A 24,157-nucleotide genomic window follows, 5' to 3' on the forward strand; every position below is an offset into this window, starting at 1 on the left:
AGTTTCTGTAGTTTTCTTCCAATTTCATGCTCGCCGAACCCCGGACACGCGACCTCGAAGCCCTGCCGAAGGCGGAGCGGACCCGCCTGCGCCTGACCCAGGCCGTGCGCGACGAGATCGAATCGACCGGTTCCTTCACGGCCGAACTGGCCGCGCGGCGGGCGGGGAGCGCGACGGCGACCTTCTACAACCACTTTCCGTCGAAGGAGCTGGCCCTCGAGGCCGTCTACGCGGAGCTGATGGACGAGCTCGTCGCGTCGGTCGAGGGGATGCTGCGGATCGAGCGGGTCCTCGAGCTCGGTCTCGAGGCGTTCGTCGGCGAGTGGGTGCTCGAGGTCGCGTCCTTCTTTCGGCGGAACGCCCGCGTCTTCAGCGCGGCGCAGGTGGCGCTCCCGGATTCGAAGTCGATGCGCGACGTCTTCCGCGAGCGGGAGGCGAGGGCGCTCGAGACCTACGCGCGCTTCGTCCGGCTCGGGCAGGCCGCGCGCGTGATCCGGGACGGGGACGTCGCGGCGATGGCGCAGGTCATGATGGTGACGAGCGAGGGTTGGCTGCATCCCTCGGTGCAGACGATCGCGGCGGGGGACGCCTTCCACGCGGAGCTGACCGGCTCCGTCGTGCGGATGCTCGAGCCCGGTCGGGAGGACGCTTGATGGCCATTCGGGTACTCGGTGGGATCCAGACGGACTTCGCCCGCAACTGGACGCGAGAGGGGCTCGACATCAGCGACCTCGTTCGCAGCGTGATCGAGGCCACCCTCGACCGCGCGGCGATCGAGCCGGCGCAGATCGAGAGCCTCCACGTCGGCAACGCCTTCGGGCAGCTCTACACGGGACAGGGGCATCTCGGTGCGATGCCTGCGACGGTCGTGCCGGAGCTCTGGGGCAAGCCCGCGATGCGCCACGAGGCGGCCTGTGCCTCGGGATCGATCGCGACGCTGACGGCGATGGCCGAGATCGAGAGCGGGCGGTACGACTGCGTGCTCGTGCTCGGCGCGGAGCTCGAGAAGACGATGCCCGGCGCGGAGGCGGCCCGGGTCCAGGAGGCGGCGGCCTGGGTCGGACGCGAGACCGACGTCGAGGAGGCGATCTGGGCGTCGATGTTCGATCGCGTCGCGGCGGAGTACGACGCGCGCTACGGACTCGACGAGAAACACCTCCGCGCGATCGGCGAGATCAACCTCACGAACGCGAAGGCCAACCCGAACGCCCAGACCCGGGGCTGGGCGCTCGGCCCCGAGAGCTTCGCGGCCGACGACGAAGCCAATCCGAAAGTCGCCGGGCGACTTCGCCGCAACGACTGCTGCCAGATCACCGACGGCGGCGCCGGAGTCGTGCTCGTCTCGGAGCGTTGGCTGGCCGAACAGGGGCGGCTCGCGGACGGGGCCGTCCTCGCAGGTTGGGGCCACCAGACCGTCGGGCTCTCGAACGAGTCGAAGCTCGACCGCAGCCGCGGCGAGACCTTCGTGATGCCCCACGTGCGGACGGCGATCACCGACGCCTGGCGTCGCGCCGGGATCGAAGGTCCCGAGGCCCTCGACGCGATCGAGACCCACGACTGCATGACCCCGAGCGAGTACATGGCGATCGACCACTTCGGTCTGACGGCGCCGGGCCAGAGCTGGCAGGCCGTCGAGAACGGGGACCTGCTCCGGGAAGGCGGGACGACGCCGGTCAATCCGAGCGGCGGGCTGATCGGCGGCGGTCACCCGGTCGGCGCCACCGGCATCCGCATGCTGGTCGACGCGGCGAACCAGGTGAGCGGGACCGCGGGCGACACGCAGGTCGAGGGCGCGTCGCGGGTGCAGACGCTCAACATCGGCGGGAGCACGGCGACGACGGTCAGCTTCGTCGTCGAGCGACCCGGGGCAGGGAGCTGAGGACGATGAAGACCGAGATCCACGAACGATTCGAATCGAACCTGCCCGCGGACGACGACCATCCCTACCGGACCGGCGCCTGGCGCCCGCAGACGACGGAGTACGATGCCTGGGACCTCGAGGTCGAAGGCGAGATCCCGCGCGACCTCGCCGGCGTCTATCTACGCAACACCGAGAACCCGCTGCTCACGCCGATCGAGCGCTACCACCCCTTCGACGGGGACGGGATGCTCCACGGGGTCGCCTTCGCGGACGGAGAGGCCGTCTACCGCAACCGCTTCGTCCGGACCGACGGGTTTCGCGCGGAGCGGGAAGCGGGCGAATCGCTCTTCGCCGGCGCCGCGGAGAACCCGAAGCTCGCCCGGAAGACCTGCGACCTCGGGGCGCGGCCCAACATGAAGGACGCCTCGAGCACCGACATCGTCGTGCACAACGGCGAGGCCCTCTCGAGCTTCTGGCTCTGCGGCGATCTCTATCGCCACGACCCGAAGACCCTGGAGCCCCTCGGCAAGGCCGACTTCGGCGGACGCTTTCCGCGGGAGGGCATCTCCGCCCATCCGAAGATCGACGAAGTGACGGGCGAGATGCTCTTCTTCAACTACTCGACCGAGGCGCCCTACATGCACTACGGCGTCGTCGACGCCGACGGCGCGCTCGCCCACTACGTCGACGTGCCGCTTCCGGGGCCGCGCATGCCCCACGACATGGCCTTCACCGAGAACTACGCGATCCTGAACGACTGCCCGATGTTCTGGGAGCCGGAGCTCCTGAAGAAGGGCCATCACGTCTCGGCCTACCATCCGGACCTGCCGACGCGCTTCGGCGTGGTCCCCCGGCGCGGAAGTGCGGACGAGATCCGCTGGTTCGAAGCGGCGCCGACCTATGTGCTGCACTGGATCAACGCATACGAGGATGGCGACGAGATCGTGCTCGACGGGTTCTTCCAGGAGAACCCGTCCCCGGCGCGCGAGCCCGGGGCGACGCCGCAGGAGACGATGCTCCGATTCCTCGACCTGCACACGATGGGCGCCTACGCCCACCGCTGGCGCTTCGATCTCCGGACCGGCGAATGCCGGGAGGAGCGGCTCAGCGACCGGATCATGGAGTTCGGCATGATCAACGGGCGCTATGGCGGGCGACGCAACCGCTACAGCTACAACGCGCTGCCGGCGAAGGGCTGGTTCGGCTTCGAGGGGCTCGTCAAACAGGATCTCGAGACCGGCCACGAGGACGTGGTCCAGCTCCCGGAAGGGGTCTACGCGAGCGAGACCGTGATGGCCCCGCGGATCGGCTCGACGGCGGAGGACGACGGCTACCTCGTGACCTTCACGATGGACGTCAACCGGGATCGCTCCGAGTGCCTCGTGCTCGATGCGGCGAATCCGACCGACGGCCCGGTCGCCCGGATCGCGTTGCCCGAGCGGATCTCCTGCGGCACCCACGCGTTCTGGCACGCGTCCGCCGGCTGAGCCCGCACGGGGACGGGGCGAGCCGGATCAGGCGAGTCGCCAGGCCCCGCCCACGAGAAGGACGCTCGCCAGGAAGGCCGCGATCTGGGTCGGCGTTTCCGGTCGCGGGCGCCGCGCGAGCGGCAGCGAGATCGCGAGTCCGGCGAGGGCACCCGCGGCAAGCCCGAAGAGATGCGCCGAGAAGTCGACCCTGTGGCCCGGGCCGCCGAGCATCGCCACGATCGCGAGGCCCGCACCGAGCGGCACCCACGCTCCGCGGCGCCCCGCCCATCCCTGGTGACGGCGCCACGCCGCGAGACCGGCGAGCACCCCGACGAGGCCGAAGACGCCGGTCGAGGCGCCGACCGAGCTGTGCGCATGGCCGTACCAGAGGGCGTTCGCGAGGTTTCCGGCCGTCCCGCTGACCAGGAAGGCGAGGAGCGCGCAGCCGATTCCGAGGCGCCCGGCGAGCGCGGCGAGGAAGAAGCCGCCGAAGAGCGCGTTGCCCGCGACGTGGGTCAGATCCGAGTGCAGGGTGAGCGCCGTCAGCGCGCGGTGGAGCTCGCCGGCGAGGACCAGCGCGGCCTGACTGTCGCCGGCCTCGACGTAGGCCGCGTGGCGGCCGGTCCGTTCGAGGAAGACGTGGAATCCGACCATGCCGAGGGCCATCGCGTAGGCCAGGGCGAGCTGGTGGGGACGGGTCGCCGCATCCGGTTCGGGCGGCGGCGGTCTCCTTCGCTCGGCGCGCTCCGCCTTCCACGCGGTCAGGATCCCGTCGGCCGCGGCGAGACGCTCCGCCTCGATTTCGATCCGCCAGCCCGCTTCGGTCCGTCGCGCCACCGGCCGGAATCCCTCGGCGACCAGGACGAGGGCCCAATCCTCGGCTTCCCGCTTGCTCGGGGTGGCGGCGTGGGTGAGGGCGCGACCCGCGCCGGGCTCTGCATCGTCTTCGAGGGCGGCCATGCGTTCGGTCCATGGTAACGTCCGGGCCGAAGTCGACGGTCAGGAGAGCGTCGCATTCGTCCGAAGAGAGGGTGTCCGCTCGCCCTGGTGGGACGACCCGGAGGATCGATGAGCACGCCCAGTACCCCGCGTTCCCTGGTCCGCGTCGAGACGATCGCGCTCCGAGGACCCGGCGTGGTGATCCTGACCGGGCCTTCGAGCTGCGGGAAGGGCGAGGTTGCGGCGGCGCTCTGCGATCTGATCTCGATCGATCCCGCTCGCCATCTGTCGATGGGCGAGATCCTTCGCTCGACGATCGGCCGGTCGAAGCGCGATCCGGGCTTCGCCAAGCTCCTCGCCGAGAAATACGCCCTCGCCGCCGACGTCAGCATCTTCGACTGCATCGATACGAACGACGAGCTGACCGAGAAGGTGAAGCGCCACCTGCCCGACCTCGAGCGTCACTTCGGGCGGACGCCGAGCCGCTTCATCTCGGACGAGGTGAGCGGGACGCCGGAAGTGAGTCAGCTGGACTGGCTCGAGTTCTGTACGTCGCGCGGCCTCCTGATCCCGAACCGCTGGACCCAGGACCTGATCTCGGCGGAGATCGACCGAGCGCTCACCGAGGCGAAGGGCGCCGGCGAGTCCGAATCGCCCTTCATCCTCGACGGCTATCCGCGGACCGTGACTGCGGCGCAGCATCTGCTCGGCTTCCTCGGGCAGGTCGACGTGCCGGTGCTCAAGGTCCTCCATCTCTCGATCAGCAAGGCGGAGATGAGCGCCCGGGCGGGCAAGCGGGGGCGCGAGGACGACAACGAAGAGGCACTCCGCCGTCGTTTCGAGTTCTACGTCGACAACGTGCAGCCGTCGGTCGACTACCTGAAGACGGAGCTCGGCGGCGATCGCATCGCGCTGATCGACGCCCACCAGCCGGCTTGGGACGAGGTCGGCGGCGAGCGGGTCTTCGATCTCCATCGGTCGATCGACAACGTCGTGTCGTCGGCGCTCCGCGCTCTGGGCGTGCCCGGCGTGATCGTGCGCGACCTGCTCGAAGGGCGTCGCGAGGAGCGCCTCGCGGCCGAGGCCGATGGCTGAGTCCGTGCCGGTCTGGCCGACTCCGGAGAGCGCCGATCTCGGTCGCTACCTGGAGGACACGATCACGATCGACTGGCAGTCGCCCCGCTTGATGGAGAAGGCCGGGGCCGTGCTCGAAGGGCGCGACGGCGCCGAGGCACGACTCGAAGCACTCTTCTGCTTCGTCCGCGACGAGGTCCCGCACGCCTTCGACGTGCAGCCCGAGAAGGCGACTTGCAGCGCGAGCGAGGTCCTCCGGGAGGGGCAGGGCATGTGTTATGCCAAGAGTCACCTGCTCGCCGGGATGCTGCGGTACGCCGGGTTTCCGACGGGCTTCTGCTACGCGCGACTCGCGAGCGAGGGCCAGCGGAGCGGCTTCGTCCTTCACGGGTTCAACGCGGTCTACTGGTCGCCGGCGGAGTCCTGGCTCTTCCTGGACGCCAGCGGTCGGGCAGGGACGCCCGAGGCGACGGTCCGCTTCGCGCCACCGTGGGGGCTCCCCTTCGAGGTCGATCCCGCCGCGGGCGAGTCCTTCGTCCCCGACATCTTCCGTCGGCCGCCGAAGCGCATCATCGACCTGCTCGAACGCGCCCCGGACTTCGCTGCGGTCTCGCGCAACCTTCCCGACGCGCTCTGACTCTGCGACCCTGTCGCGCTACACGGAGCGAGGAGGAGAGCATGCAGAGCCGGGTCGAGCGGAGCGGGACGAAGAAGGGGTGGGCCGTCGGGTCGCTCGTCGCGGGCATCGCCCTCGTCGGAGCGGCCTCGCTCGCTTCCGCCGAGAACGAGACGCGCTACTCGCCTCACGCGGATCGGTCGATTCCGGACGAGGTCTTCTTCGGCGACACGCACCTCCATACGACGAGCTCCCCCGACGCGTATCTGTTCGGCGTGAAGCTCTCGCCGGACGATGCCTATCGCTTCGCGAAGGGCGAGCGCGTGACCTCGACCCACGGCCTTCCGGTCCGCCTGATCGAGCCCCTCGACTTCCTCGTCGTCTCCGATCACATGGAGTACCTCGGCCTGATGCCGCGGCTCTTCGGCGGCGACGAGCGCGTCCTCGCGACCGAGTACGGGCGGATGCTCTACGACCAGTCGAAGGAGGGGGACGACGGCTTCTATCGGGCGGCGATGATCCTGATCGGCGACCTGTCGATGAACGAGCGGAAGATGCGGGTGCCGGAGCTCGAGTCGTCGATCTGGCGCGAGGTGGCGGAGACGGCGGATCGCCACGACGAGCCCGGCCGCTTCACCGCCTTCACCGGCTACGAATGGACCTCGATGATCGAAGGGGACAACCTCCATCGCGTGGTCGTCTATCGCGGCGATGCCAGCACGACGACACGGCTGCTTCCGGTCTCGAGTCTCGACAGCCCCGACCCGGAAGATCTCTGGGCGTTCATGGCCCGCTACGAAGCGGAGACGGGCGACCGGATCCTCGCCATCCCGCACAACGGGAACCTCAGCAACGGCCGGATGTTCGAGACGAAGCGCGTCGACGGGAGCGCCTTCGACGCGGCCTACGCGAAGGAGCGCATCCGCTGGGAGCCGATCGTCGAGGTGACGCAGATCAAGGGCGACGGCGAGACCCATCCCTTTCTGAGCCCGAACGACGAGTTTGCGGACTACGAGACCTGGGACGCAGGAAATCTCGGCGGGACCGCCGTCAAGCAGGACGCGATGCTCGCGGGCGAGTATGCGCGATCGGCCCTTCGTCTCGGACTCGAGGTCGAGGCGGAGACCGGCGTGAATCCGTACCGCTTCGGCATGATCGGCTCGACCGACAGCCACACGGCCCTCGCGACCTCGCGCGAGGAGAACTATTTCGGCAAGCACTCCGGGATGGAGCCCACGCCTACGCGCATGACCGACGCGCTGGCGAAGGTCGGGGACAACGCGGTCTTCGGTTGGCAGCAGGTCGCCAGCGGACTCGCCGCGGTCTGGGCGGAGGAGAACAGCCGGGCGGCGCTCTTCGATGCAATGCAGCGGAAGGAGACCTATGCGACGACCGGCACGCGGATGCGCGTCCGCCTCTTCGCGGGCTTCGACTTCGAGGCGGCGGATCTCGCGCGTCCGGACTGGGCGATGCACGGGTACGCGTCGGGCGTCCCGATGGGCGGCGACCTGTCCCGCGCTTCCTGGTTCGCGAAGCCCGGGTTCCTCGTTCGCGCCTGGCGCGACCCGCGTGGCGCGAACCTCGACCGCATCCAGATCGTGAAGGGTTGGCTGGGCGACGACGGCGAGAGCCGGGAACGCGTCTACGACGTGGCGCTCGCAGGCGGGCGCGGGGTCGACGAGGACGGGAATGCGCCGCCGGTCGGGAATACGGTCGACCTGGCGACGGCGAGCTATTCGAATACGATCGGCGCCGCGATGCTCGAGACCTTCTGGGAAGACCCCGACTTCGATCGCGACCAGCGCGCGTTCTACTACGTGCGGGTGCTCGAGATTCCGACGCCGCGCTGGTCGACGATCGACGCGAAGGTGTTCGGCGCCGAGGTCCCGGACGGCGTCGACCGCACGACCCAGGAACGCGCCTACACCTCGCCGGTCTGGTACCGCCCAGAGAAGAAGCCGTGAAAACAATAACTTGAGGGGCGTTCTTCACCCGATCTCGGACGCTTCCCCCGGCCCCTGCCGGTCTTTCCCCGACACAACGCCCCTCCCGGAACCACTCCACGCTGCCAGGGCGCGCTCGCTGCGCGCCCGGCGCCTCTGGAGGGTTCCATGCTGCGCACGTTCCTGCTCTTCTCCTTCGCGACGCTTCTCTGCCTTCCCGGATTCGCCTCGGCCTCTTCCTTCCCGTCGCTCGACGGCCCCTTCCGATTCTCCCTCGGGACGTCCGACTTCGAGGCGAGCGGGATCGAGTTCGAGTTCAGCGCGGTCCGCAGCTTCGACTTCCAGCTGGACTTCGGCGGGCCTCTCCAGGCCGGCCGGAAGTACAGGAACGAGGATCTCCTCGAGGTGCGCTACCGCGTTTCGGGTCGGCTCGAGACGAACCCGCCCACGCCCTCCGGCTTCCCCGCCTTCGCGCTGATCCGGGACGAGAGCGGGGAGGGGCCGATCTCGGCGGCGGAGTGGGTTGCCCAGAGCAGCTTCCTCGAGTTCCGGATCGCGCCCGATGCGGATCTCCTCGACGGCGTGCAGCTGTCCGAGCTCGCGCCCCTCGGCAAGCTCGACCGCATCCTCGAGATCTACGCCGTCGAAGTGGGGCGACTCGATCGTGCCCGCTACCACCCGCCGCAGCTCCAGCTCTTCGCCGACGGAACGGGCCTGCTGCGCAACGCCAACAACACCAGCAAGGACACCGGGACCGTGAACCCCGCGACCGGCGAAGAGGTCGACGTCGACTTCGGCGAGGAGTACATCACGCGGCTCACCTTCGACCCGTCGCGGATCACGGTGATCCACGCCCCGATCGGGAACCCGCCGCCGGTCCCCGAGCCGGGAACGGCACTGCTGCTCGGGCTGGGGCTGGTCTCCCTGGCGGCGCATCGGCGCCCGTAAGTGGCATGTGAGCGGATCATGGGCGACCGACTCCCTGCAGAGGAGATCGCACCGGATGAACGCGGCTCCATTCGCGGGCGGTCGCACGCGCGAGCCGAGCGATGCGGCGGAAGTGGGCGAGCGGAGGAGAATCGCTTGCCGTGGCAGAGCGAGGCCGGGGCGTGCCTCCGCTTCGCCTCGATCGTGATCGCGCTCGTCTGCGCATCGAGCTCTGCACTCGCCGCGTCCTACCAGCGTACGGACGGCAGTGTGGTGGACCCGATCCGCTACGCATGGGTCAGCACGGGCGATTCTGGCTCGCCGCTCCATCCCTACGACGGCGTCGATCTGGCACCCGCTGTCGATCTCCGAGGGGCCGACTTGGCCTGGGCCGACCTGAGGGAGGCGAATCTCGTGGGTGCCAATCTCCATGATACCCGCGTGACCCAGGCGAGTCTCCGGGGCGCCGATCTCGCCGGGGCGACCCTGGGCGGGTATATGGGCTTTGGGGCCGACCTGGCGTGGGCGAATCTGCGGGGCGTGACCTGGCGAGACTCGAGCACGAGCGAGTTCGAGCTGGGCTTTGCGGACCTCTCCTTCGCCGATCTTCGAGGCTGGCAAGCCGACGAGATGGGGGCCGCTTCCGCCTCGTTCGTGCAGGCCATCCTCGAAGGGGCGTACCTGACGATCTATGCCCCGGGAGCAGACTTTTCGAACGCGCTCCTGCGCGACGTGGTCTTCGCGTACATCGACGACACGCCAACGTCGCTTCGTGACGCCCGGCTGCGCGGGGCCGACCTGACCGGCACGCGGTTCACGAGCCAGTTTCTCGACCATCCCGACGAAATCTTCGATCGATACCGGGTCGATCTCGAGGGGGCGGATTTCTCCGGCGCGATCCTGCGCGACGTGGTGGGGCTGGGCGACACGATCGGGTCGGCGCGCTACGACGGCCGAACGGACTTCACGAACGCCTGGGCGGACCAGGACGGCAGCGTTCCCTTCGATCCGATCGCGGCCGGTTGGACGTTCGTGCCCGAACCGAGCAGCGCGGTCCTCGTAGGACTCGGGTTGGTCGGGCTCGCTTCACGTCACGCCCGTCCCCGGCGCCCCGCCGTCGGGTGAGTCGAGCCGCCATCCACGCGAATCGTCGCCCTTTCCGCCCAAGGCTTCGGTCGTGAACCTGCGCGCCGCTTGACCGATCCCCTGTGCTCTGCGAGTTTGTCGATCGACAAAGAATGCTGAGCCAGGGAGGGCACGCGTGGATCATCGAGTCACCATCGTCGGGGCCGGTCCCGCCGGCGCACTGCTGGCCTGGATCCTTTCCTCCCGCGGCGTCGACACGCTCCTGATCGAGCGCCAGTCCGACTTCGATCGCGAGTTCCGGGGCGAGATCCTGATGCCGAGTGGGCTCCGCGCCCTCGAGGAGGCGGGGGTCGCGCTGGAGGCGGATGCGCTGCTTCCGGTCTCGGTCTTCGAGGGATGGATGAACGGCCAGCCCTTCCTTCGGCTGGCGATCGAGGCCGAGGTTGCGGACGACGGCCCGCGCCCGCCCGCGGCGGTATCGCAGCCGAAGCTGCTCGAACGGCTCGTGGCGATGGCCGAGGGCACGGGGCACTTCGCGTTTCGGCGCGGGACCACCGTCCGCCGGATCGAGCGCACCGGCGAGGGGCGGTCGGTTCTGCATACCCGGGACGCCCGGGGTGAGTCGAAGGTCGAGACTTCGTTCCTGATCGGCGCCGACGGTCGGGGCTCCGTCTCGCGTCGCGCCCTCGCACCGCGCGTCGAGGACCGCGGCACACGGCTCGACGTGGTCTGGTTCAAGATGGCCTATCCCGAGGCCTGGTCGCCGGGCACCGCGCGTTTCATCGGCGGTCGCGGCCAGCTCCTGATCGCGGGCGCGACCGCCGACGGTCTGCTCCAGATGGGATGGGTGATCCTCAAGGGCACGTTCGGTGAGCTCAAGAGCCGGTCCCACGGCGAATGGGTCGAAGAGCTCGGTCACCACGTCGATCCGGAGCTCGCCGCGCACATCCGTGATCGGGCGGACACGATCACCCGCCCGTTCCTGCTGAACGCCGTTTCGGATCGGGTCGTCGGCTGGGCCACGCCCGGGGCGCTCCTGATCGGCGACGCTGCGCACACGATGTCCCCGGTCGGCGGCCAGGGCGTGAACATCGCCCTGCGCGACGCGATCGTCGCCGCGAACGCGCTCGTCCCGGCCTTCCGGTCCGGCGGGGACGTCGAGGGCGCCGCTGCGCGGATCGAGGAAACGCGGGCGAGGGAGGTCGACCTGATCCAGCGGATGCAGGCGATCCCGCCGAAGGTGATGCTCGGGACCCGGTCGATCCATGCGCTCGCGCGCCGCGTCGCCGCGCGGGTCCTGAGCACGTCGTTCGGTCGCGCCCGTGCTTCCGCGGGCGCGAACCTGTTCCTGAATGGCGTGACGAAAGTCGAGCTGACGGTCTAGGTCGATGCTCCGCCGTGCGCTCGTGATCGGCGGATCAGGCTTCGTCCTCGGGGAGCGGTCCGAAGAACCCGAGCACCCGCACGACGCGTCCGTCGTCGTCGAACTCGGTGACGTCGAAGCCGGGGAGCACCAGCTCGCCGTCGCGTCGGATCTCCCAGGCGTATCGGACCAGGTCGTGGTGGTGGTCGAGTCCGCTGGCTCGTCGGTACTCGGCTCCGGGCAGGCGGTCGTGGACCTCGTGGACGTTGGCTTCGAACTCGTCGATGCCGCGCGTCACGATGCTCGGGTCGATGAAGACGACGTCGGGGGAGAGGGCGGCGTCGAGATGGGCGCGCACGCGGGCGGGCTCGGGCTCGTTCCAGGCCGCCATCATGTGGGCGAGGGATTCGTCGGGTTCGGGCATGGGGCTCTCCAATTACAGACTTACTGTCGGTTTAGCAAACCGATGAAGAGTCTGTAAAGTCTGCGGATGGCGAGACAGGCCGACAGAAGCGCTGCGACGCGCGCACGGGTGCTCGACGCCGCCCAGGCGCTCTTCGCCGAGCAGGGGTACGAGGCGACGTCGACCGACGCGATCCTCGAGGCGTCCGGCATCAGTCGAGGGGCGCTCTACCACCACTTCGCGACGAAGCAGGCCGTGTTCGAAGCGGTCTTCCAGCGCGCCTCCGACGCCGCGATCGAGCGCGCGGTCCGCGGCGCGCCCGAGTCGCCGTCGCCCCTCGAGACCCTCGTCCAGGTCTGCCTGCGTTGGCTGAAAGAGGTCCGGAAGCCGGCCGTCGCCGCCATCGTGATCGAGCAGGGGCCGCAGGTCCTGGGTTGGAAGCGCGCTCGCGACCTCGAGGCCCAGACGAGCCTCGGCCTGATGATCCGCGGCCTCGAGCGGGCCGAGCAGGCTGGAGAGGTCGATGTGGAGTCCGCGGACCTCGCTGCCCGGTTTCTGAACGCGGTGCTGGCCGAGGCAGCGCTCGCGATCGTGCATCGCCGGCCCCGGCTGTCGAACGCCGCGATCGAGCGTTCGATCCGCCAGGTGATCGAGGGGCTGCGTCCGCGCGGAGATTGAGGGCGGCCCGGTGCCGCGCGCTCGGGCGCTCACTCGATCCCGAGCCGCTTCAGCTTCTTGTAGAGGCCCTCGCGCGTGATCCCGAGCTTCTGCGCCGTCTTCGCCTTGCGTCCGTCGTTGTTCGCGAGCGCACGCCGGATCAGCCACGACTCGATCCGATCGAGGGCCTGGCGGAGCGTCTCGTCCGGACGCGCCCCATGGGCGATCGGCTCGAGGATCTCGACGAGCTTCGGCGAGAGGTGACGCGGCGTGATCAGTTGACCGCTCGGGGTCAACATGAGCGCTCGGAGCATTTCGTTCTCGAGCTCGCGGACGTTGCCCGGCCAGTGATAGGCCTCGAGGAGATGACTCGCGGCGAGGGACAGGTGGCAATCGTGCTTGCCCTCCTGTGGCCCGTGGAGGGCCAGGAAGCTGCGGGCGAGGGGGAGCACGTCGCCGCGACGTTCCCGAAGCGGTGGGATCCGGATCGGGAATACGTTCAACCGGTAGAAGAGGTCTTCGCGAAAATGGCCGCGGGCGACCTCGTCGGCGAGCACGCGATTGGTGGCGGCCACGATCCTGCAGTGGATCGGGCGCGCTTCGAGGTCGCCGACCCGCCGGACTTCCCGCTCCTGCAGGACCCGGAGGAGTTTCGCCTGGAGCGGGAGCGCCATTTCGGCGAGCTCGTCGAGGAAGAGCGTGCCGGCGCCCGCGGCTTCGAAGAGGCCGACCTTCTCGCGGTCGGCGCCGGTGAACGCGCCCTTCGCGTGCCCGAAGAGCTCGCTCTCGAGCAGGGCGTCGGGGAACGCGGCGCAGTTGATCGCCACGAAGGGCGCGTCGCCCCGGCGGCCGCGGTCGTGCAGCTCCCGCGCGATCACTTCCTTGCCGACGCCGGTCTCGCCCGTCACGAGCACCGTCGAAGGGCTCGACGCGGCGAGGTCGACGAGATCCGACACCTGGCGCATCGCATCGCTCCGGCCCAGGACCCGCGGTGGCTCCTCGGCTTCCGTCGCTTCGGTCGTCGACGCGCCCTCGAGGCGGCTCACGGTTCGGACGGGGGGCGTTCCTTCCTCGGTCGGGGAAGCCGGCGCCGCGGCTTCACGCGCCCGATGGCAGCGCTCGGCCTGGAGCTGGTCGAGGGTCTCGTTCACCTCCGTCACGAAGCCGCGGCCGACGCGGTTCGGATCGATTACGAAGACGGCACCGAGGCCCATGGCGAGGAGCGCGTCGGCATGGGAATCGTCCATCGCGGCGGTCGCGACGAGGATCCCGCGCCGCTCCGCGAAGCGGTCGAGCTCGGGCAGGGCGAGCTCGAGGGCCTGGGGCTCGCCTTCTTCGACCAGCACCGCGTCGAACCGCACGGCGGGCAGCAGGAGCGCCTCGTCGAGATCCGGTACCCAGGTCACGTCGAGCTCCGGGGCTTCGGTCATTCCGCTGCGCGTCAGCCCGCGCCCGCTCCCGATCCAGAGGAGCGATCGAATCGTCCGCATGGCGCCTCCCTCGCCGCCGGACGGGGTGGGGCCGGCGCGAGAGGAAACGTGACCCGAAGCGCGCTTCTTCGCGTTCCAATCCGGCTCAAGAATCGCACCGATTTCGTCGGACAGCGTTCGGGGCCGGTCGGTGTCGCGTCAGCGCGAGAGCTCGGCCTCGCCGAGGGACTCGGACTCCCACGCCTCGGGGATCCGGTCGAGGCCCTCGATCGCTTCGTTGGCGAGGGCGTCGATGTCGGTGCGCTCCGCGAGCTCGGCGAGCATCGAGTGCGCCGCGCGCTCCGAGCCGCACGGCACGACCGAATGGTGGCCCAGCACGTACCAGTCCCCGTCGATCTCGGCGACGCGCCAATCCCCTTCGAGGGGGATGCACTCACCGTTGCGCTGGACGTAGAAGGGTCGGGTCGGCATGCGGGGGCTCCGAGCGGAAGCCTACCGGATCGTGGGGAAACGGGGGCGGAATCTCGCGCGGCACCCTGCTGAGATCGCGCTCAGGCTCCACTCAGCACCGGCGCCGGATCTCCACGTCCTCGCCGCTGCCGACCAGGACGGCGTCCGCCATGCCCAGGAAGAAGCCCGTCCCGAGGACGCCCGGCAGAGCGACGATCGTCTGTTCGAGGGCCGCGGCGTCGAGGGGAACGGAGAGCTTCGCGTCGAGGACCCAGTTCCCGTTGTCGGTGACGAGCGTCTCGCCGTCGCGCGCTTCGCGAAGGGTCGCGTCGAGACCCATTGCCGCGAGTTCGCGTCGGACGAGGGCCTCGCCGAAGGGCAGGACCTCGATCGGCAGACGACCTCGCTCGCCGATCGAGGAGACGAGCTTCTCGGGCCCGACCAGGATCACGAGCCGGTCGGAGCTCGCGGCCACCACCTTCTCGCGGACCATCGCCGCGCCGTAGCCCTTGATCAGGTCGAGCGCGTCGTCGACCTCGTCGGCGCCGTCGAAGGTGATGTCGAGGCGGCCGGCGGCTTCGAGGGTCGTGAGCGGAATGCTCAGCTCGCGGGCGAGCTGTTCGGTGGCTTCGCTGGTCGGGACGCCGGTGATCTCCAGCCCTTCGGCAACGCGGTCGCCCAGGGCTTCGACGAAGGCCGAAGCGGCGCGTCCGGTTCCGAGGCCGAGGGTCATGCCGGCCTCGACGAAGTCGAGCGCCGCCTGTGCGGCGCCCGTCGGAGTCGTGGGGTCGTTGCTGGGCATGATGCTAGGCGAGCGCCTCCGTGACGAGGGTCGCCAGTCGCTCGAGGGTGACCTTCGGGTCCGCACCGACGTCGATGCCGATCACGGATCGCTCGCGCTCCGCCAGGACGCTGTAGTCGCCGACCGCCTGCGCCTCGGCGAGCGTGTCGAAGTCGCCGCCCATGCCGGGGATCGCGAGGGCGTCGCGGGTTCGCGCGCCGGCGCTCTGCCAGAGCTGGAGGCCGACGATGGGGTTCGGGCCGCCCTTCTGGAGCTGGCCCGTCGAATGGAGGTAGCGCGGACCGAAATCGAGGGTCGTCGCGACGCCTCGGGCGATCCCGACCTGCTCGCGCAGGCTCTGCAGGATTTCGCGGTGGGCGGCGGCATCTTCGAGGAAGACGTTCACGAAGAACGTGTCGTTCGCGCCGAGGCCGCCGAGCAGGGCCGCGATCGCGTCCTTCGCGTCGTTCGCCGGGCCGACGGACGGGGAGACGATCCACGACGCTCCCTGGTCCTCGAAGCTCGCGTTCGGCACGGGCAGGGCGCCGCCGTCAGCCGCCTTGGCCATCAGCTCGCGGCTCGCGACCTTCGCCGACTCGACGTCGGGCTGGTCGAAGGGATTGAGCTCGAGGACCGCACCGATCACCGCCGTCGCCACCTCCCAGCGGAAGACTTCCTGGAGGAGGTCGAGGCGCTCGGCGAGGGCGATGCGGATGACGGGATGGCCCGCCGCTTCGAGGGCAGCCAGCTTCGCTTCGCGATCCGCCTTCGTCACGTCCCCGGCGACGGCGAGATCGACGAAGACCCGGTCGTTCGCGTAGCGGGCGGGCTCGCCGAGGGGCTCGCCGGCGATCGGGACCACGCCCTTGCCGTGCTTGCCCGTCGACTCCGCGACGAGCTGCTCGATCCAGTCGCTGAAGAGCGCGATCTCCGGAGACAAAGAGAGCGTCAGCTTGTCACGGCCACTCCGAGCGAGGGTCCCGAGCGCCAGGCCGAGGCCCACGCCGGGATTCTGGTCGGGCGAGACGAAGGGCGCACACGCCGCGGACATCGTTCGCGCGCGACTGCGCAGGGCCTCGGGATCGAGCCCGGCGGCTTCGGCCGGCAGGAGCCCGAAGGGGCTCAGCGCCGAGAAGCGGCCGCCGACGTCCGGCCGGCCGAGGGCCGCACCCAGGAACCCGAGCTCCGCCGCGCGGGCCTCGAGCTGGCTGCCGGGGTCCGTGATCGCGACGAAGTGTCGGCCGGCGCGCTCGGCGCCGACCTCGTCGGCGAGCCGCGCGTGGACGAGCTCGAAGATCGCGTTCGGCTCGATCGTCGAGCCGGACTTCGACGACACGAAGAAGAGGCAGCGCTCGAGGTCGAGGCTCGCGAGCTGTCCTTCGATCGCGTCCGGGACCGTGGTGTCGAGGATGCGCAGCGTCCGGGCCTTGCGCCCCCCGGCATCTTCGCCGGTGAACGTCTGGCCAAGCACGTCGGGCCAGAGGCTCGAGCCGCCCATCCCGATCACGACCGCGGCGTCGGCGGGATGTCGCCGAACGGCCTCGCGCAGGGCGGCGCTCCCGATCGCCTCTTCCTCGCTCGCCGTGGGCAGGTCGAGCCAGCCCATCCAGCGGCGCTCGTCGGCGTCCGAGAAGATCGCGGCCTGCTTGCGCCAGAGTGCGTGGGTCTGGCTTGCCTGGACCCACGCCTCGGCGGCGGCGTCGACGTCCGCCTGCGCGGCGCCGAGCGCGTAGCGGGTCGAGACGAGTCCGTCGCCGAGGAGCTTCTGGCGCTTCGTTTCGACGGAGAGGAGGAGCCCGTCGAAGGCGTCGCTGAAGAGCGCGCAGCCCTTCGTCAGCAGGCCGTCGGTGATCTCCTTGAGTGAGATGCCCAGGGCATCGAGCTCGGAGAGCACGGCCTGGGCTTCCGCCTTGAGCGGCTCGGGATCCTTGCCGAGGGCGTCGCGAACCCGGCCTTCCGTCCGGAAGGCTTCCAAGGTCGCGTCGGGCAGGGTGTTGACCGTGTGCCGGCCGATCAGCTCGTCGACGTAGAGGGTCTTCGGGAGGGCGGGGTCCTTGGTGCCGGTGCTCGCCCAGAGGACGCGCTGGGGATCGGCGCCGGCGTCGGCGAGTCGCGCCCAGCGATCGCTGGCGAGGGTCTCGAGGAAGCGCGCGTAGGCGAGCTTCGCGTTCGCGATGGCGACCTTGGCGTCGAGGGCCTCGAGGCGGGCGCGCACTTCGGCTCGCGTCTCGCCTTCGAGCTTCGCCGCGAGGTGCTGGCCGACGGTCGCGTCGATCCGCGAGATGAAGAAGCTCGCGACGCTCGCGATCCCCGACACGTTCTGGCCGCGCTCGAGCCGCGCCTCGAGGCCCGCGAGATAGGCCTGGTGGACGGCCTCGTAGGCGTCGACCGCGAAGAGCAGCGTCACGTTCACGTGGATGCCGTCGCTAATCAGCTGCTGGATCGCCGGGATGCCCTCGGGCGTCGCCGGGACCTTGATCATCAGGTTGTCACGGGCGACGTCGGCCGAGAGGCGGCGCGCCTCTTCGATCGTGCCCTCGGTGTCGTTCGCGAGATGGGGCGAGACCTCGAGCGACACGAAGCCGTCGCGACCCTCGCTGGCTTCCCAGATCGGACGGAGCACGTCGCAGCCGAGCTGGATGTCCTGGACGGCGAGCCGCTCGAACACGTCGAGGGCATCGCTCGCACCCTGACCGATCAGCGCGCGGGCCGCCGGGTCGTAGTCGCTCGTCTGGGCGATCGCCTTCTCGAAGATCGCGGGGTTCGAGGTGACGCCGCGGATGCCGCGCTCCTCGACCCAGCGGCGGAGCTCGCCGGAGAGCAGCAGGTCACGACTGATGTTGTCGAGCCAGATCGACTGGCCGTGCGCGTGGGCGAGGGCGATCGGCGACGCGGGGGGCGCGCCGCTCGAGTCCTTTGCGGGCATCGGATGGGAACCTCGGTTGGACGCGGGGATCGGGGGGAGGCGTCGAACGCGGCGCCAGTATACGCAGGTTCGGGGTCCTGCGGGACCCGCTCCCGCGGACCGGGCGCCCGAAACGAGACCCCCCGACGAGCGAAGCTCGCCGGGGGGTCCATCCCGTTCCATTCATGCCGAAATCGGCTCGGTTCTAGGCGGCGGCGACGTCGATCCTTCGCGGCCGGCTCTCGGCGCTCTTCGGCAGCCTGAGCTCGAGGACGCCGTCCCGCATCTTCGCGGACACCCCGTCGGCATCGATCTCGTCGGAGATGCGGAAGACGCGGTGGTACCCGCCCTCGCGGTATTCGGCGTAGCGGGGCTGGACGTCGTCGTTCGATTCGCTCACCCGCGCGTCGAGGGTCAGGACCCCCTTCTCGAGGTGGATGTCGACCGACTCTTCGCTGGCACCCGGGAGATCCGCGAGGATCACGAACGCGTCCGGGTGTTCGAGGATGTCGACGTCGGGCTTGAAGAGGAGGCCCGGCCGCGTGTCCTCGGTCAGGACTTCGGCCTTCTCGCGGGCCTGGATCTCGGAGGTCTGATGGGCACTCATGTTCGTCTCCTTCCTTGGGTGGAGTGGAGTGGGGTGGGGCTCGGGTCGCGCCTAACGCGTCTCGATCTCGATCTGTCGCGGCTGGAGGGCCGGCGACTTCGGGAGCTCGAGGGTCAGGACGCCGTTCTTGTGGCTCGCGCGGGCCCGATCGAAGTCGATCTCGGCCGGCAGCTCGAAGGCGCGCCGGAAGTTGCCGGACTGACGTTCGCGGCGATGGACGGCGACGCCGTCACCAGCGCTGTATTCGACCTTCCGCTGACCGGAGAGGGTGACCGTCGCGCCTTCGATCTGGACGTCGATGTCCTCGGGCGAGACGCCCGGGAGCTCGGCGGTCAGGACGTAGCCCTCTTCCGACTCGGAGAGGTTGACCGGCGGGTAGACGCCGCGGGGGCCGTGATAGGCCGCGTCGATCGATCGCATCGCCTGGTTCATCTCGCGCTGGAGCTCCCGGGCGAGACTCGGGAAGGGACGCGGGCTCCGGGTCGCGTGTCGCAGAAACGGGTTCATCGCAGTACTCCTCTTTCGTCGCTCCGCGCCGCGATTCCGAATCGCGGACACACGGGTCGACCTGTGGCGCCGGCAGGCGCTCGCTTTCGCCCCAACCTCGGGGCGGGTGCCTCGCTCGAGGATCACCGCCGCTCGGGCGGTGCCTTCGGGCACGCCACAATGGATTTTCACGCGCCCAGAGGTGTCAACCGAGCCGCGCGAAAAAATCTTCTCGGAGGGCTCAGAAGGCCGAGAAGGCCTCGAAGAAGCCGGGCCACGTCTTGGATACGCAACCCGGATCGAGGATCACGACCCCCGGGACCTTGAGACCCGCGAGGGCGAAGCTCATGGCCATGCGGTGGTCGTCGTAGGTCTCGATCTCCGCGCTGCGCATCGGGCGGGGCTCGATCCGCAGCCAGTCGTGACCGGCTTCGGCGTCGACGCCGAGCTTGCGAAGCTCGGTCTCGAGGGCGGCCAGCCGGTCCGTCTCCTTGATCCGGAGGTTGTACACGTTCCGGATCGTCGTCGGCCCGTCCGCGAAGCAGCACACGACCGCGTAGGCCAGGACCGCGTCGGGGAAGTCGTTCATGTCGATTTCGCCGAGCGCCCGGAGCGGGCCTTCGGGGCCGACGACCGTGACGGTGTCGCCGTCGCGGGTCACGCGGCAGCCCATCCGTTCGAGCAGGCCGAGCAGGTTGAAGTCCGCCTGCTGGGAGTCGTCGCGGATGCCGGCGACGGTCGCGCTCCCGCCGGCGATCGCGGCGGCCGAGAAGGGGTAGGCGGCGGACGAAGCGTCCGGCTCGATCGTGTAGTCGCGCGCGGTGTAGGGCTGGCCCGCTCGGACGACGAGGCGGTCGTCGTCGGTCCAGGCGGCGTCGGCGCCGAAGTCGCGCATGACCTCGAGGGTGAGATCGATGTAGGGACGGGAGACGATGATCCCGTCCTTGAAGGAGAGCTCGACGTCGCGGGCGGCGTAGGGCGCCGCCTGGAGCACCGCCGAGACGTACTGGCTCGAGCGGCTGCCGTCGATCAGGGCGGCGCCGCCGGGCAGACCGCCGCCGTGCAGGCGGATCGGGGGACAGTCGGACGCGCCCTCCATCGTCAGCTCGGCGCCGAGGCCGCGGAGCGCAGCGGCGAGGTCCGAGATCGGGCGCTCGCGCATGCGCGCGTTCCCGTCGACCACGATCGGGGCGTCGGCCAGCGTCAGCGCGGCGGTCAGGAAGCGGACCGTCGTCCCGGAGTTGCCGCAGTCGAGCGCATGATCCGGCGCGGTGAATCGGCCCCCGCGACCGTGCACGAGCCAGTCCTCGGCGCCGGTCCCGGGATCGGGCTCGACCCGCAGGCCGATTCCCATCGCTTCGAGGGCGCGGCGCATGACCACCGTATCGTCGGATTCGAGGCCGCCGCGGAGGCGGGACTCGCCGTCGGCGAGGGCGGCGAGCAGCAGGACGCGATTCGTGATGCTCTTGCTGCCCGGAACGACGGGGCGGGCCTCGATCGGGCCGCGGGGCTGGATCTCGAGGCGGTCGATCCGGTCCTTCTGGTCGTCGTCGGCGGCGGTCATGGGGTCCTTCCGAGCGGATCGGCTGCCCTTCGGGGTGACGCGCCGGCGAGCGCGCGCGAGAAGCTCCGAGCGGCGCGCAACGTAGCACGAGGCGCCCGCGCGGAGGCCTCTCCGTTGACACTCCCGAGGCCCTCCGCCACACTCCGGCACCGGTTGGATTCCATAGGTCTGGCGCTGAGTTAGACCTGATTCGCGCGGTCCCCGCTCCCGACCCTTCGAGGCGGGGGCGACCGCAAGCCCGGCGGCCTCGTCTCTCTTCGCGACTTCGCGGGAGAGGTCGGGTGATTGCCGATCGAGCCGGTCCGACCCGATCAGAATCGAGCAAGACGCTCTCGGGTGCGCGCAGGCCTTCCATTCGATGGAGCCAGAGCGGCCGCGCGCGCGGCTCGACGAGCGAAACTTCCCCTGCGTGGACGGGTCCGGCCCGCTCGCGCGAACAGCGACGCGCGCCGAATGAACGTGGGCCCCGACGGCCCGACCGACACTGGAGAGACAAGGTGCCGAAAGTCCTCATTTCCGATTCCCTGGCCGAGCAGGGCGTGACGGTCCTCGAGCAGGCCCCTGGCATCGAAGTGATCAACCGCCCCGGCGTCTCGCCGGACGAGCTCCTCGAGCTGATCGGCGACGTCGACGGCCTGGCGATCCGCTCGGGCACGAAGGTCACCAGCGACGTCCTCGCCGCGGCGAAGAACCTGCGGATCGTCGGCCGCGCGGGGATCGGCGTCGACAACGTCGACATCAACGCGGCGACCGAGCACGGCGTCGTCGTGGTGAACACGCCGGAAGGCAACAACATCACGACGGCGGAGCACGCGATCGCGTTGATCGTGTCCCTCGCGCGCCACATCCCGCAGGCCACCGCGTCGATGAAGGCCGGCAAGTGGGAGAAGAAGAAGTTCCAGGGCATGGAGCTCTACAACCGCACCCTCGGCGTGTTGGGCGCGGGCAACATCGGCCGCTTCGTCGTGTCCCGGGCCAAGGGCCTCGGCATGAAGGTGATCGTCCACGACCCCTACCTGACGGAAGAGGCCGCCGCGCGCCTGGAAGTCGAGCGCGTCGAGCTCGACGAGATGATGAGCCGCGCCGACGTCGTGACGGTCCACGTTCCCAAGACCAAGGACACGACCGGGATCCTCGGCGCCGCCGAGTTCGCGAAGGCGAAGCCGGGCCTGATCGTGATCAACGCCGCCCGCGGTGGGATCGTCGACGAGAAGGCTCTCCTCGATGCCCTCGAGTCGGGGCAGGTCGGGGCCGCCGGCCTCGACGTCTTCGTCGAGGAGCCGCCGCCGGAAGACCACCCGCTGGTGAACCATCCGAACGTGATCTGCACGCCGCATCTCGGTGCTTCGACCGAGCAGGCCCAGATCAACGTCGCCGTGGCCGTCGCCGAGCAGATCCGCGACTACCTCCTGAACGGCGAGGTCCGCAACTCGATCAACGTCCCGTCGGTCTCGCCGGAGCAGGCCGAGGCCGTCGCGCCCTACATCGACCTCGGTGAGAAGCTCGGCGCCTTCCAGGGCCAGCTCGCCCAGGGCCGCGTCGACGTGGTCGAGGTCGAGTACTCGGGGGACGTCGCCGAGCTGAAGGTCGCGCCGATCACGATCGCGGTCCTGAAGGGCATCCTGTCGAGTGTGCGCGAGGGTGTGAACCTCGTGAACGCCGCGCACATCGCCCAGGAGCTCGGCATCAAGGTGATCGAGACCAAGGTCGCCCGCGCCGACGACTTCGCCTCTCGCGTGACGGTCAAGGTGAAGGGCGTCGTCGATCGGCTCGTAGCCGGCGCCGTCTTCCACGGCGACCAGCCGCGGATCGTACGGATCGACGACTTCATGCTCGAGGCGATCCCGGAAGGCCGGACGCTCCTGATCCACAACCACGACCAGAGTGGCGTCGTCGGTCGCGTCGGTTCGATTCTCGGCGAGGCCAACATCAACATCTCGCGCATGCAGCTCGCGCTCCAGGAGAGCCGCGGAGAAGCCTGCATGCTCGTCAACATCGACCAGGACCCCGGAGACGCGGTCCTCTCATCGCTGCGAGACGCGGACAACATGATCGCCGTGCAGCTGCTGGAGCTCTAGCCATGTCCACCGTCGTCGCAGTCGGCGCCCAATGGGGTGACGAAGGCAAGGGAAAGATCGTCGACTGGCTCGGCCCGCGCGCCGACCTCGTCGCCCGCTTCCAGGGCGGGAACAACGCCGGCCACACCCTCGTGGTCGACGGCGAGACGACCGTTCTCCACGTCGTCCCGTCGGGCATCCTCCACGAGGGCAGCGTCAACCTGATCGGCCCGGGCGTCGTCGTCGATCCGGCGATCCTGCTCGGCGAGCTCGCGAAGCTCGAGGAGCGCGGGATCCTGAAGGATCCGTCGCGGATCCGGGTCTCCGGTCGCGCGCACGTCATCCTGCCGTGGCACACCGCCCTCGACGCCGCCCGCGAAGCGGCCGCCGGCAAGGGCAAGATCGGCACGACCGGTCGGGGGATCGGTCCCTGCTACGAGGACAAGGTCGCCCGCCGCGGCGTCCGCGTCGCCGACCTGCGCCAGCCCGACGAGCTTCGCACGAAGCTCGAGTCGATCGCCCAGCAGAAGAACGTGGAGCTCACGAAGGTCCACGGGGTCGAGCCGATCGACGTCGATGCGCTCTACGCGCAGTGCCTCGAGTGGGGCCGCCAGCTCGAGCCCTACATCGACCACACGGGTCGGATCCTCGATCGGTCGCTCCGCGGCGGCAAGAACATCCTCTTCGAAGGCGCCCAGGGGACCTTCCTGGACATCGACCACGGGACCTATCCCTTCGTGACGAGCTCGAACTGCGTCGCCGGCGCCGTCTGCACCGGCAGCGGCATCGGCCCGACCAAGATCGATCGCGTCATCGGGATCACGAAGGCCTACACCACGCGCGTGGGGTCGGGCCCGTTCCCGACGGAGCTTCTCGACGAGACCGGCGAGCAGCTGCGCAAGGCCGGCGCCGAGTTCGGCGCGACGACGGGCCGCCCGCGGCGCTGCGGTTGGCTCGACGCGGTCCTGCTCCGCGAAGCCGTCACGGTCAACGGTCTGACGGATCTCGCCATCAACAAGCTCGACATCCTGTCCGGCTTCGACGAGATCAAGATCTGCACCGCCTACGACATCGACGGCAAGGTCACCGAGGACTTCCCGATGACCCTGGCCGAGGCGGAGCGGGCGAAGCCCGTCTACGAGACGATGCCCGGCTGGAGCGAGGACGTGAGCGGCCTGACCTCGATCGACCAGTTCCCGGACAACGCCCGCCGCTACATCGAGCGGATCGAGGCCCTGGCCGAGGTCCCCGCAGCGCTGCTCTCGGTCGGTCCCGGCCGCGAGGAGACGATCATCGTGCGGGAGCTCTTCGGCTGAGCCCGCCGCAAGGCTGAGATCCAGAGAAGGGGTCGCGACGGTCGTCGCGGCCCCTTCTTCGTTTCGGAGCCCGCGCTCTAGCTCTGGGGCCCAAAGGGCTTGTTGACACCTGAGATTCCTTCGGAGGAAATGGGGTTGCAGACCAACCACCTCCACCGAAGGGAGATCTCAGGTGCAACTCCATCCTAACGCGAAGCTGACGCCGAAGACGCGGCTTCTGCTC

21 protein-coding genes are annotated in these 24,157 nt (G+C 69.7%); 12 read left to right on the plus strand and 9 right to left on the minus strand.

All coding sequences use genetic code 11. The features are described 5' to 3' along the window. Positions 1 to 26: 26 nt before the first annotated feature. The 3 genes from NXI30_12305 to NXI30_12315 are packed head-to-tail and all read left to right on the plus strand — an operon-like array spanning position 27 to position 3,348. The gene (locus NXI30_12305) at positions 27 to 653 is read left to right on the plus strand and encodes a TetR/AcrR family transcriptional regulator (GenBank protein ID MCR9094994.1); all 627 of its coding nucleotides are present in this window, start codon (positions 27 to 29) and stop codon (positions 651 to 653) included. Beyond that, on the plus strand, positions 653 to 1,879 hold the full coding sequence (locus NXI30_12310; GenBank protein MCR9094995.1) for an acetyl-CoA acetyltransferase: 1,227 nt from the start codon (positions 653 to 655) through the stop codon (positions 1,877 to 1,879). The genes NXI30_12305 and NXI30_12310 overlap by 1 nt, the downstream gene beginning before the upstream one ends. A gap of 5 nt (positions 1,880 to 1,884) precedes the next feature. Next, complete coding sequence (locus tag NXI30_12315; protein ID MCR9094996.1) at positions 1,885 to 3,348, plus strand: carotenoid oxygenase family protein; 1,464 nt, start codon at positions 1,885 to 1,887, stop codon at positions 3,346 to 3,348. Between the two features lie 27 nt (positions 3,349 to 3,375). Here the strand turns inward: NXI30_12315 and NXI30_12320 are convergent, their stop codons facing one another. Next, a complete protein-coding gene (locus NXI30_12320) occupies positions 3,376 to 4,290 on the minus strand; it encodes a rhomboid family intramembrane serine protease (GenBank protein MCR9094997.1) in 915 nt (304 codons plus the stop codon). Positions 4,291 to 4,398: 108 nt separating this feature from the next. Between NXI30_12320 and NXI30_12325 the strand changes: the two genes are divergently transcribed. The 6 genes from NXI30_12325 (at position 4,399) to NXI30_12350 (ending at position 11,299) form a co-directional block, all read left to right on the plus strand. Next, the gene (locus NXI30_12325; protein ID MCR9094998.1) at positions 4,399 to 5,364 is read left to right on the plus strand and encodes a nucleoside monophosphate kinase; all 966 of its coding nucleotides are present in this window, start codon (positions 4,399 to 4,401) and stop codon (positions 5,362 to 5,364) included. Then, the gene (locus tag NXI30_12330) at positions 5,357 to 5,980 is read left to right on the plus strand and encodes a transglutaminase family protein (protein MCR9094999.1); all 624 of its coding nucleotides are present in this window, start codon (positions 5,357 to 5,359) and stop codon (positions 5,978 to 5,980) included. The genes NXI30_12325 and NXI30_12330 overlap by 8 nt, the downstream gene beginning before the upstream one ends. A 41-nt stretch (positions 5,981 to 6,021) precedes the next feature. Beyond that, positions 6,022 to 7,923, plus strand: a complete 1,902-nt coding sequence (locus NXI30_12335; GenBank protein MCR9095000.1) for a DUF3604 domain-containing protein — start codon at positions 6,022 to 6,024, stop codon at positions 7,921 to 7,923. A 147-nt stretch (positions 7,924 to 8,070) separates the two neighbouring features. After that, positions 8,071 to 8,850, plus strand: a complete 780-nt coding sequence (locus NXI30_12340) for a PEP-CTERM sorting domain-containing protein (GenBank protein ID MCR9095001.1) — start codon at positions 8,071 to 8,073, stop codon at positions 8,848 to 8,850. A gap of 135 nt (positions 8,851 to 8,985) precedes the next feature. Further along, positions 8,986 to 9,954, plus strand: coding sequence for a pentapeptide repeat-containing protein (locus NXI30_12345; GenBank protein MCR9095002.1), 969 nt, complete (start codon positions 8,986 to 8,988; stop codon positions 9,952 to 9,954). A gap of 136 nt (positions 9,955 to 10,090) precedes the next feature. Then, positions 10,091 to 11,299, plus strand: coding sequence for an FAD-dependent monooxygenase (locus NXI30_12350; protein ID MCR9095003.1), 1,209 nt, complete (start codon positions 10,091 to 10,093; stop codon positions 11,297 to 11,299). Positions 11,300 to 11,333: 34 nt separating this feature from the next. Here NXI30_12350 and NXI30_12355 read toward each other — a convergent pair whose 3' ends face one another. Then, a complete protein-coding gene (locus NXI30_12355) occupies positions 11,334 to 11,702 on the minus strand; it encodes a DUF2358 domain-containing protein (protein MCR9095004.1) in 369 nt (122 codons plus the stop codon). A 66-nt stretch (positions 11,703 to 11,768) separates the two neighbouring features. On the opposite strand from NXI30_12355, the gene NXI30_12360 reads away from it, so the two are divergent. Beyond that, on the plus strand, positions 11,769 to 12,359 hold the full coding sequence (locus NXI30_12360; GenBank protein ID MCR9095005.1) for a TetR/AcrR family transcriptional regulator: 591 nt from the start codon (positions 11,769 to 11,771) through the stop codon (positions 12,357 to 12,359). Between the two features lie 29 nt (positions 12,360 to 12,388). On the opposite strand, the gene NXI30_12365 is transcribed toward NXI30_12360, so the two are convergent. The 7 genes from NXI30_12365 to aroA all read right to left on the minus strand — a co-directional run bounded on the left by NXI30_12365 (position 12,389) and on the right by aroA (position 20,561). After that, a complete protein-coding gene (locus tag NXI30_12365) occupies positions 12,389 to 13,828 on the minus strand; it encodes a sigma 54-interacting transcriptional regulator (GenBank protein ID MCR9095006.1) in 1,440 nt (479 codons plus the stop codon). Positions 13,829 to 13,966: 138 nt separating this feature from the next. Next, on the minus strand, positions 13,967 to 14,239 hold the full coding sequence (locus NXI30_12370) for a hypothetical protein (GenBank protein MCR9095007.1): 273 nt from the start codon (positions 14,237 to 14,239) through the stop codon (positions 13,967 to 13,969). A gap of 91 nt (positions 14,240 to 14,330) precedes the next feature. Beyond that, positions 14,331 to 15,020 carry a ribose-5-phosphate isomerase RpiA gene (gene rpiA, locus NXI30_12375; protein MCR9095008.1) on the minus strand — a complete coding sequence of 230 codons (690 nt, stop codon included), beginning with the start codon at positions 15,018 to 15,020 and terminating at the stop codon, positions 14,331 to 14,333. Positions 15,021 to 15,024: 4 nt separating this feature from the next. After that, positions 15,025 to 17,925 carry a bifunctional transaldolase/phosoglucose isomerase gene (locus NXI30_12380; protein MCR9095009.1) on the minus strand — a complete coding sequence of 967 codons (2,901 nt, stop codon included), beginning with the start codon at positions 17,923 to 17,925 and terminating at the stop codon, positions 15,025 to 15,027. A gap of 184 nt (positions 17,926 to 18,109) precedes the next feature. Beyond that, positions 18,110 to 18,511 (minus strand): Hsp20/alpha crystallin family protein, encoded by a 402-nt coding sequence (locus tag NXI30_12385; protein MCR9095010.1) that lies wholly within the window; start codon positions 18,509 to 18,511, stop codon positions 18,110 to 18,112. Positions 18,512 to 18,562: 51 nt separating this feature from the next. Next, on the minus strand, positions 18,563 to 19,018 hold the full coding sequence (locus NXI30_12390) for an Hsp20/alpha crystallin family protein (GenBank protein MCR9095011.1): 456 nt from the start codon (positions 19,016 to 19,018) through the stop codon (positions 18,563 to 18,565). Positions 19,019 to 19,238: 220 nt separating this feature from the next. Beyond that, positions 19,239 to 20,561, minus strand: a complete 1,323-nt coding sequence (aroA, locus tag NXI30_12395) for a 3-phosphoshikimate 1-carboxyvinyltransferase (protein ID MCR9095012.1) — start codon at positions 20,559 to 20,561, stop codon at positions 19,239 to 19,241. A 497-nt stretch (positions 20,562 to 21,058) separates the two neighbouring features. On the opposite strand from aroA, the gene serA reads away from it, so the two are divergent. Together serA and NXI30_12405 are read left to right on the plus strand one after the other, a co-directional pair. Beyond that, positions 21,059 to 22,639, plus strand: a complete 1,581-nt coding sequence (gene serA / locus NXI30_12400; GenBank protein ID MCR9095013.1) for a phosphoglycerate dehydrogenase — start codon at positions 21,059 to 21,061, stop codon at positions 22,637 to 22,639. Positions 22,640 to 22,641: 2 nt separating this feature from the next. Further along, positions 22,642 to 23,934, plus strand: a complete 1,293-nt coding sequence (locus NXI30_12405) for an adenylosuccinate synthase (GenBank protein ID MCR9095014.1) — start codon at positions 22,642 to 22,644, stop codon at positions 23,932 to 23,934. Positions 23,935 to 24,157: the final 223 nt, after the last annotated feature.

This window comes from bacterium (genome assembly GCA_024742285.1).
Classification (GTDB): domain Bacteria; phylum Myxococcota_A; class UBA9160; order UBA9160; family UBA4427; genus UBA4427.

What these genes read in the sequence shown, in the direction of transcription:
- NXI30_12320 (MCR9094997.1), bottom strand. Translation starts at nt 4,290, where the DNA reads ATGGCCGCCCTCGAAGACGATGCAGAGCCCGGCGCGGGTCGCGCCCTC.
- NXI30_12405 (MCR9095014.1), top strand. Translation starts at nt 22,642, where the DNA reads ATGTCCACCGTCGTCGCAGTCGGCGCCCAATGGGGTGACGAAGGCAAG.
- NXI30_12370 (MCR9095007.1), bottom strand. Translation starts at nt 14,239, where the DNA reads ATGCCGACCCGACCCTTCTACGTCCAGCGCAACGGTGAGTGCATCCCC.
- NXI30_12390 (MCR9095011.1), bottom strand. Translation starts at nt 19,018, where the DNA reads ATGAACCCGTTTCTGCGACACGCGACCCGGAGCCCGCGTCCCTTCCCG.
- rpiA (MCR9095008.1), bottom strand. Translation starts at nt 15,020, where the DNA reads ATGCCCAGCAACGACCCCACGACTCCGACGGGCGCCGCACAGGCGGCG.
- NXI30_12335 (MCR9095000.1), top strand. Translation starts at nt 6,022, where the DNA reads ATGCAGAGCCGGGTCGAGCGGAGCGGGACGAAGAAGGGGTGGGCCGTC.
- NXI30_12340 (MCR9095001.1), top strand. Translation starts at nt 8,071, where the DNA reads ATGCTGCGCACGTTCCTGCTCTTCTCCTTCGCGACGCTTCTCTGCCTT.
- NXI30_12385 (MCR9095010.1), bottom strand. Translation starts at nt 18,511, where the DNA reads ATGAGTGCCCATCAGACCTCCGAGATCCAGGCCCGCGAGAAGGCCGAA.
- NXI30_12330 (MCR9094999.1), top strand. Translation starts at nt 5,357, where the DNA reads ATGGCTGAGTCCGTGCCGGTCTGGCCGACTCCGGAGAGCGCCGATCTC.
- NXI30_12360 (MCR9095005.1), top strand. Translation starts at nt 11,769, where the DNA reads ATGGCGAGACAGGCCGACAGAAGCGCTGCGACGCGCGCACGGGTGCTC.
- NXI30_12315 (MCR9094996.1), top strand. Translation starts at nt 1,885, where the DNA reads ATGAAGACCGAGATCCACGAACGATTCGAATCGAACCTGCCCGCGGAC.
- NXI30_12380 (MCR9095009.1), bottom strand. Translation starts at nt 17,925, where the DNA reads ATGCCCGCAAAGGACTCGAGCGGCGCGCCCCCCGCGTCGCCGATCGCC.
- NXI30_12310 (MCR9094995.1), top strand. Translation starts at nt 653, where the DNA reads ATGGCCATTCGGGTACTCGGTGGGATCCAGACGGACTTCGCCCGCAAC.
- NXI30_12355 (MCR9095004.1), bottom strand. Translation starts at nt 11,702, where the DNA reads ATGCCCGAACCCGACGAATCCCTCGCCCACATGATGGCGGCCTGGAAC.
- NXI30_12305 (MCR9094994.1), top strand. Translation starts at nt 27, where the DNA reads ATGCTCGCCGAACCCCGGACACGCGACCTCGAAGCCCTGCCGAAGGCG.
- NXI30_12365 (MCR9095006.1), bottom strand. Translation starts at nt 13,828, where the DNA reads ATGCGGACGATTCGATCGCTCCTCTGGATCGGGAGCGGGCGCGGGCTG.
- NXI30_12325 (MCR9094998.1), top strand. Translation starts at nt 4,399, where the DNA reads ATGAGCACGCCCAGTACCCCGCGTTCCCTGGTCCGCGTCGAGACGATC.
- aroA (MCR9095012.1), bottom strand. Translation starts at nt 20,561, where the DNA reads ATGACCGCCGCCGACGACGACCAGAAGGACCGGATCGACCGCCTCGAG.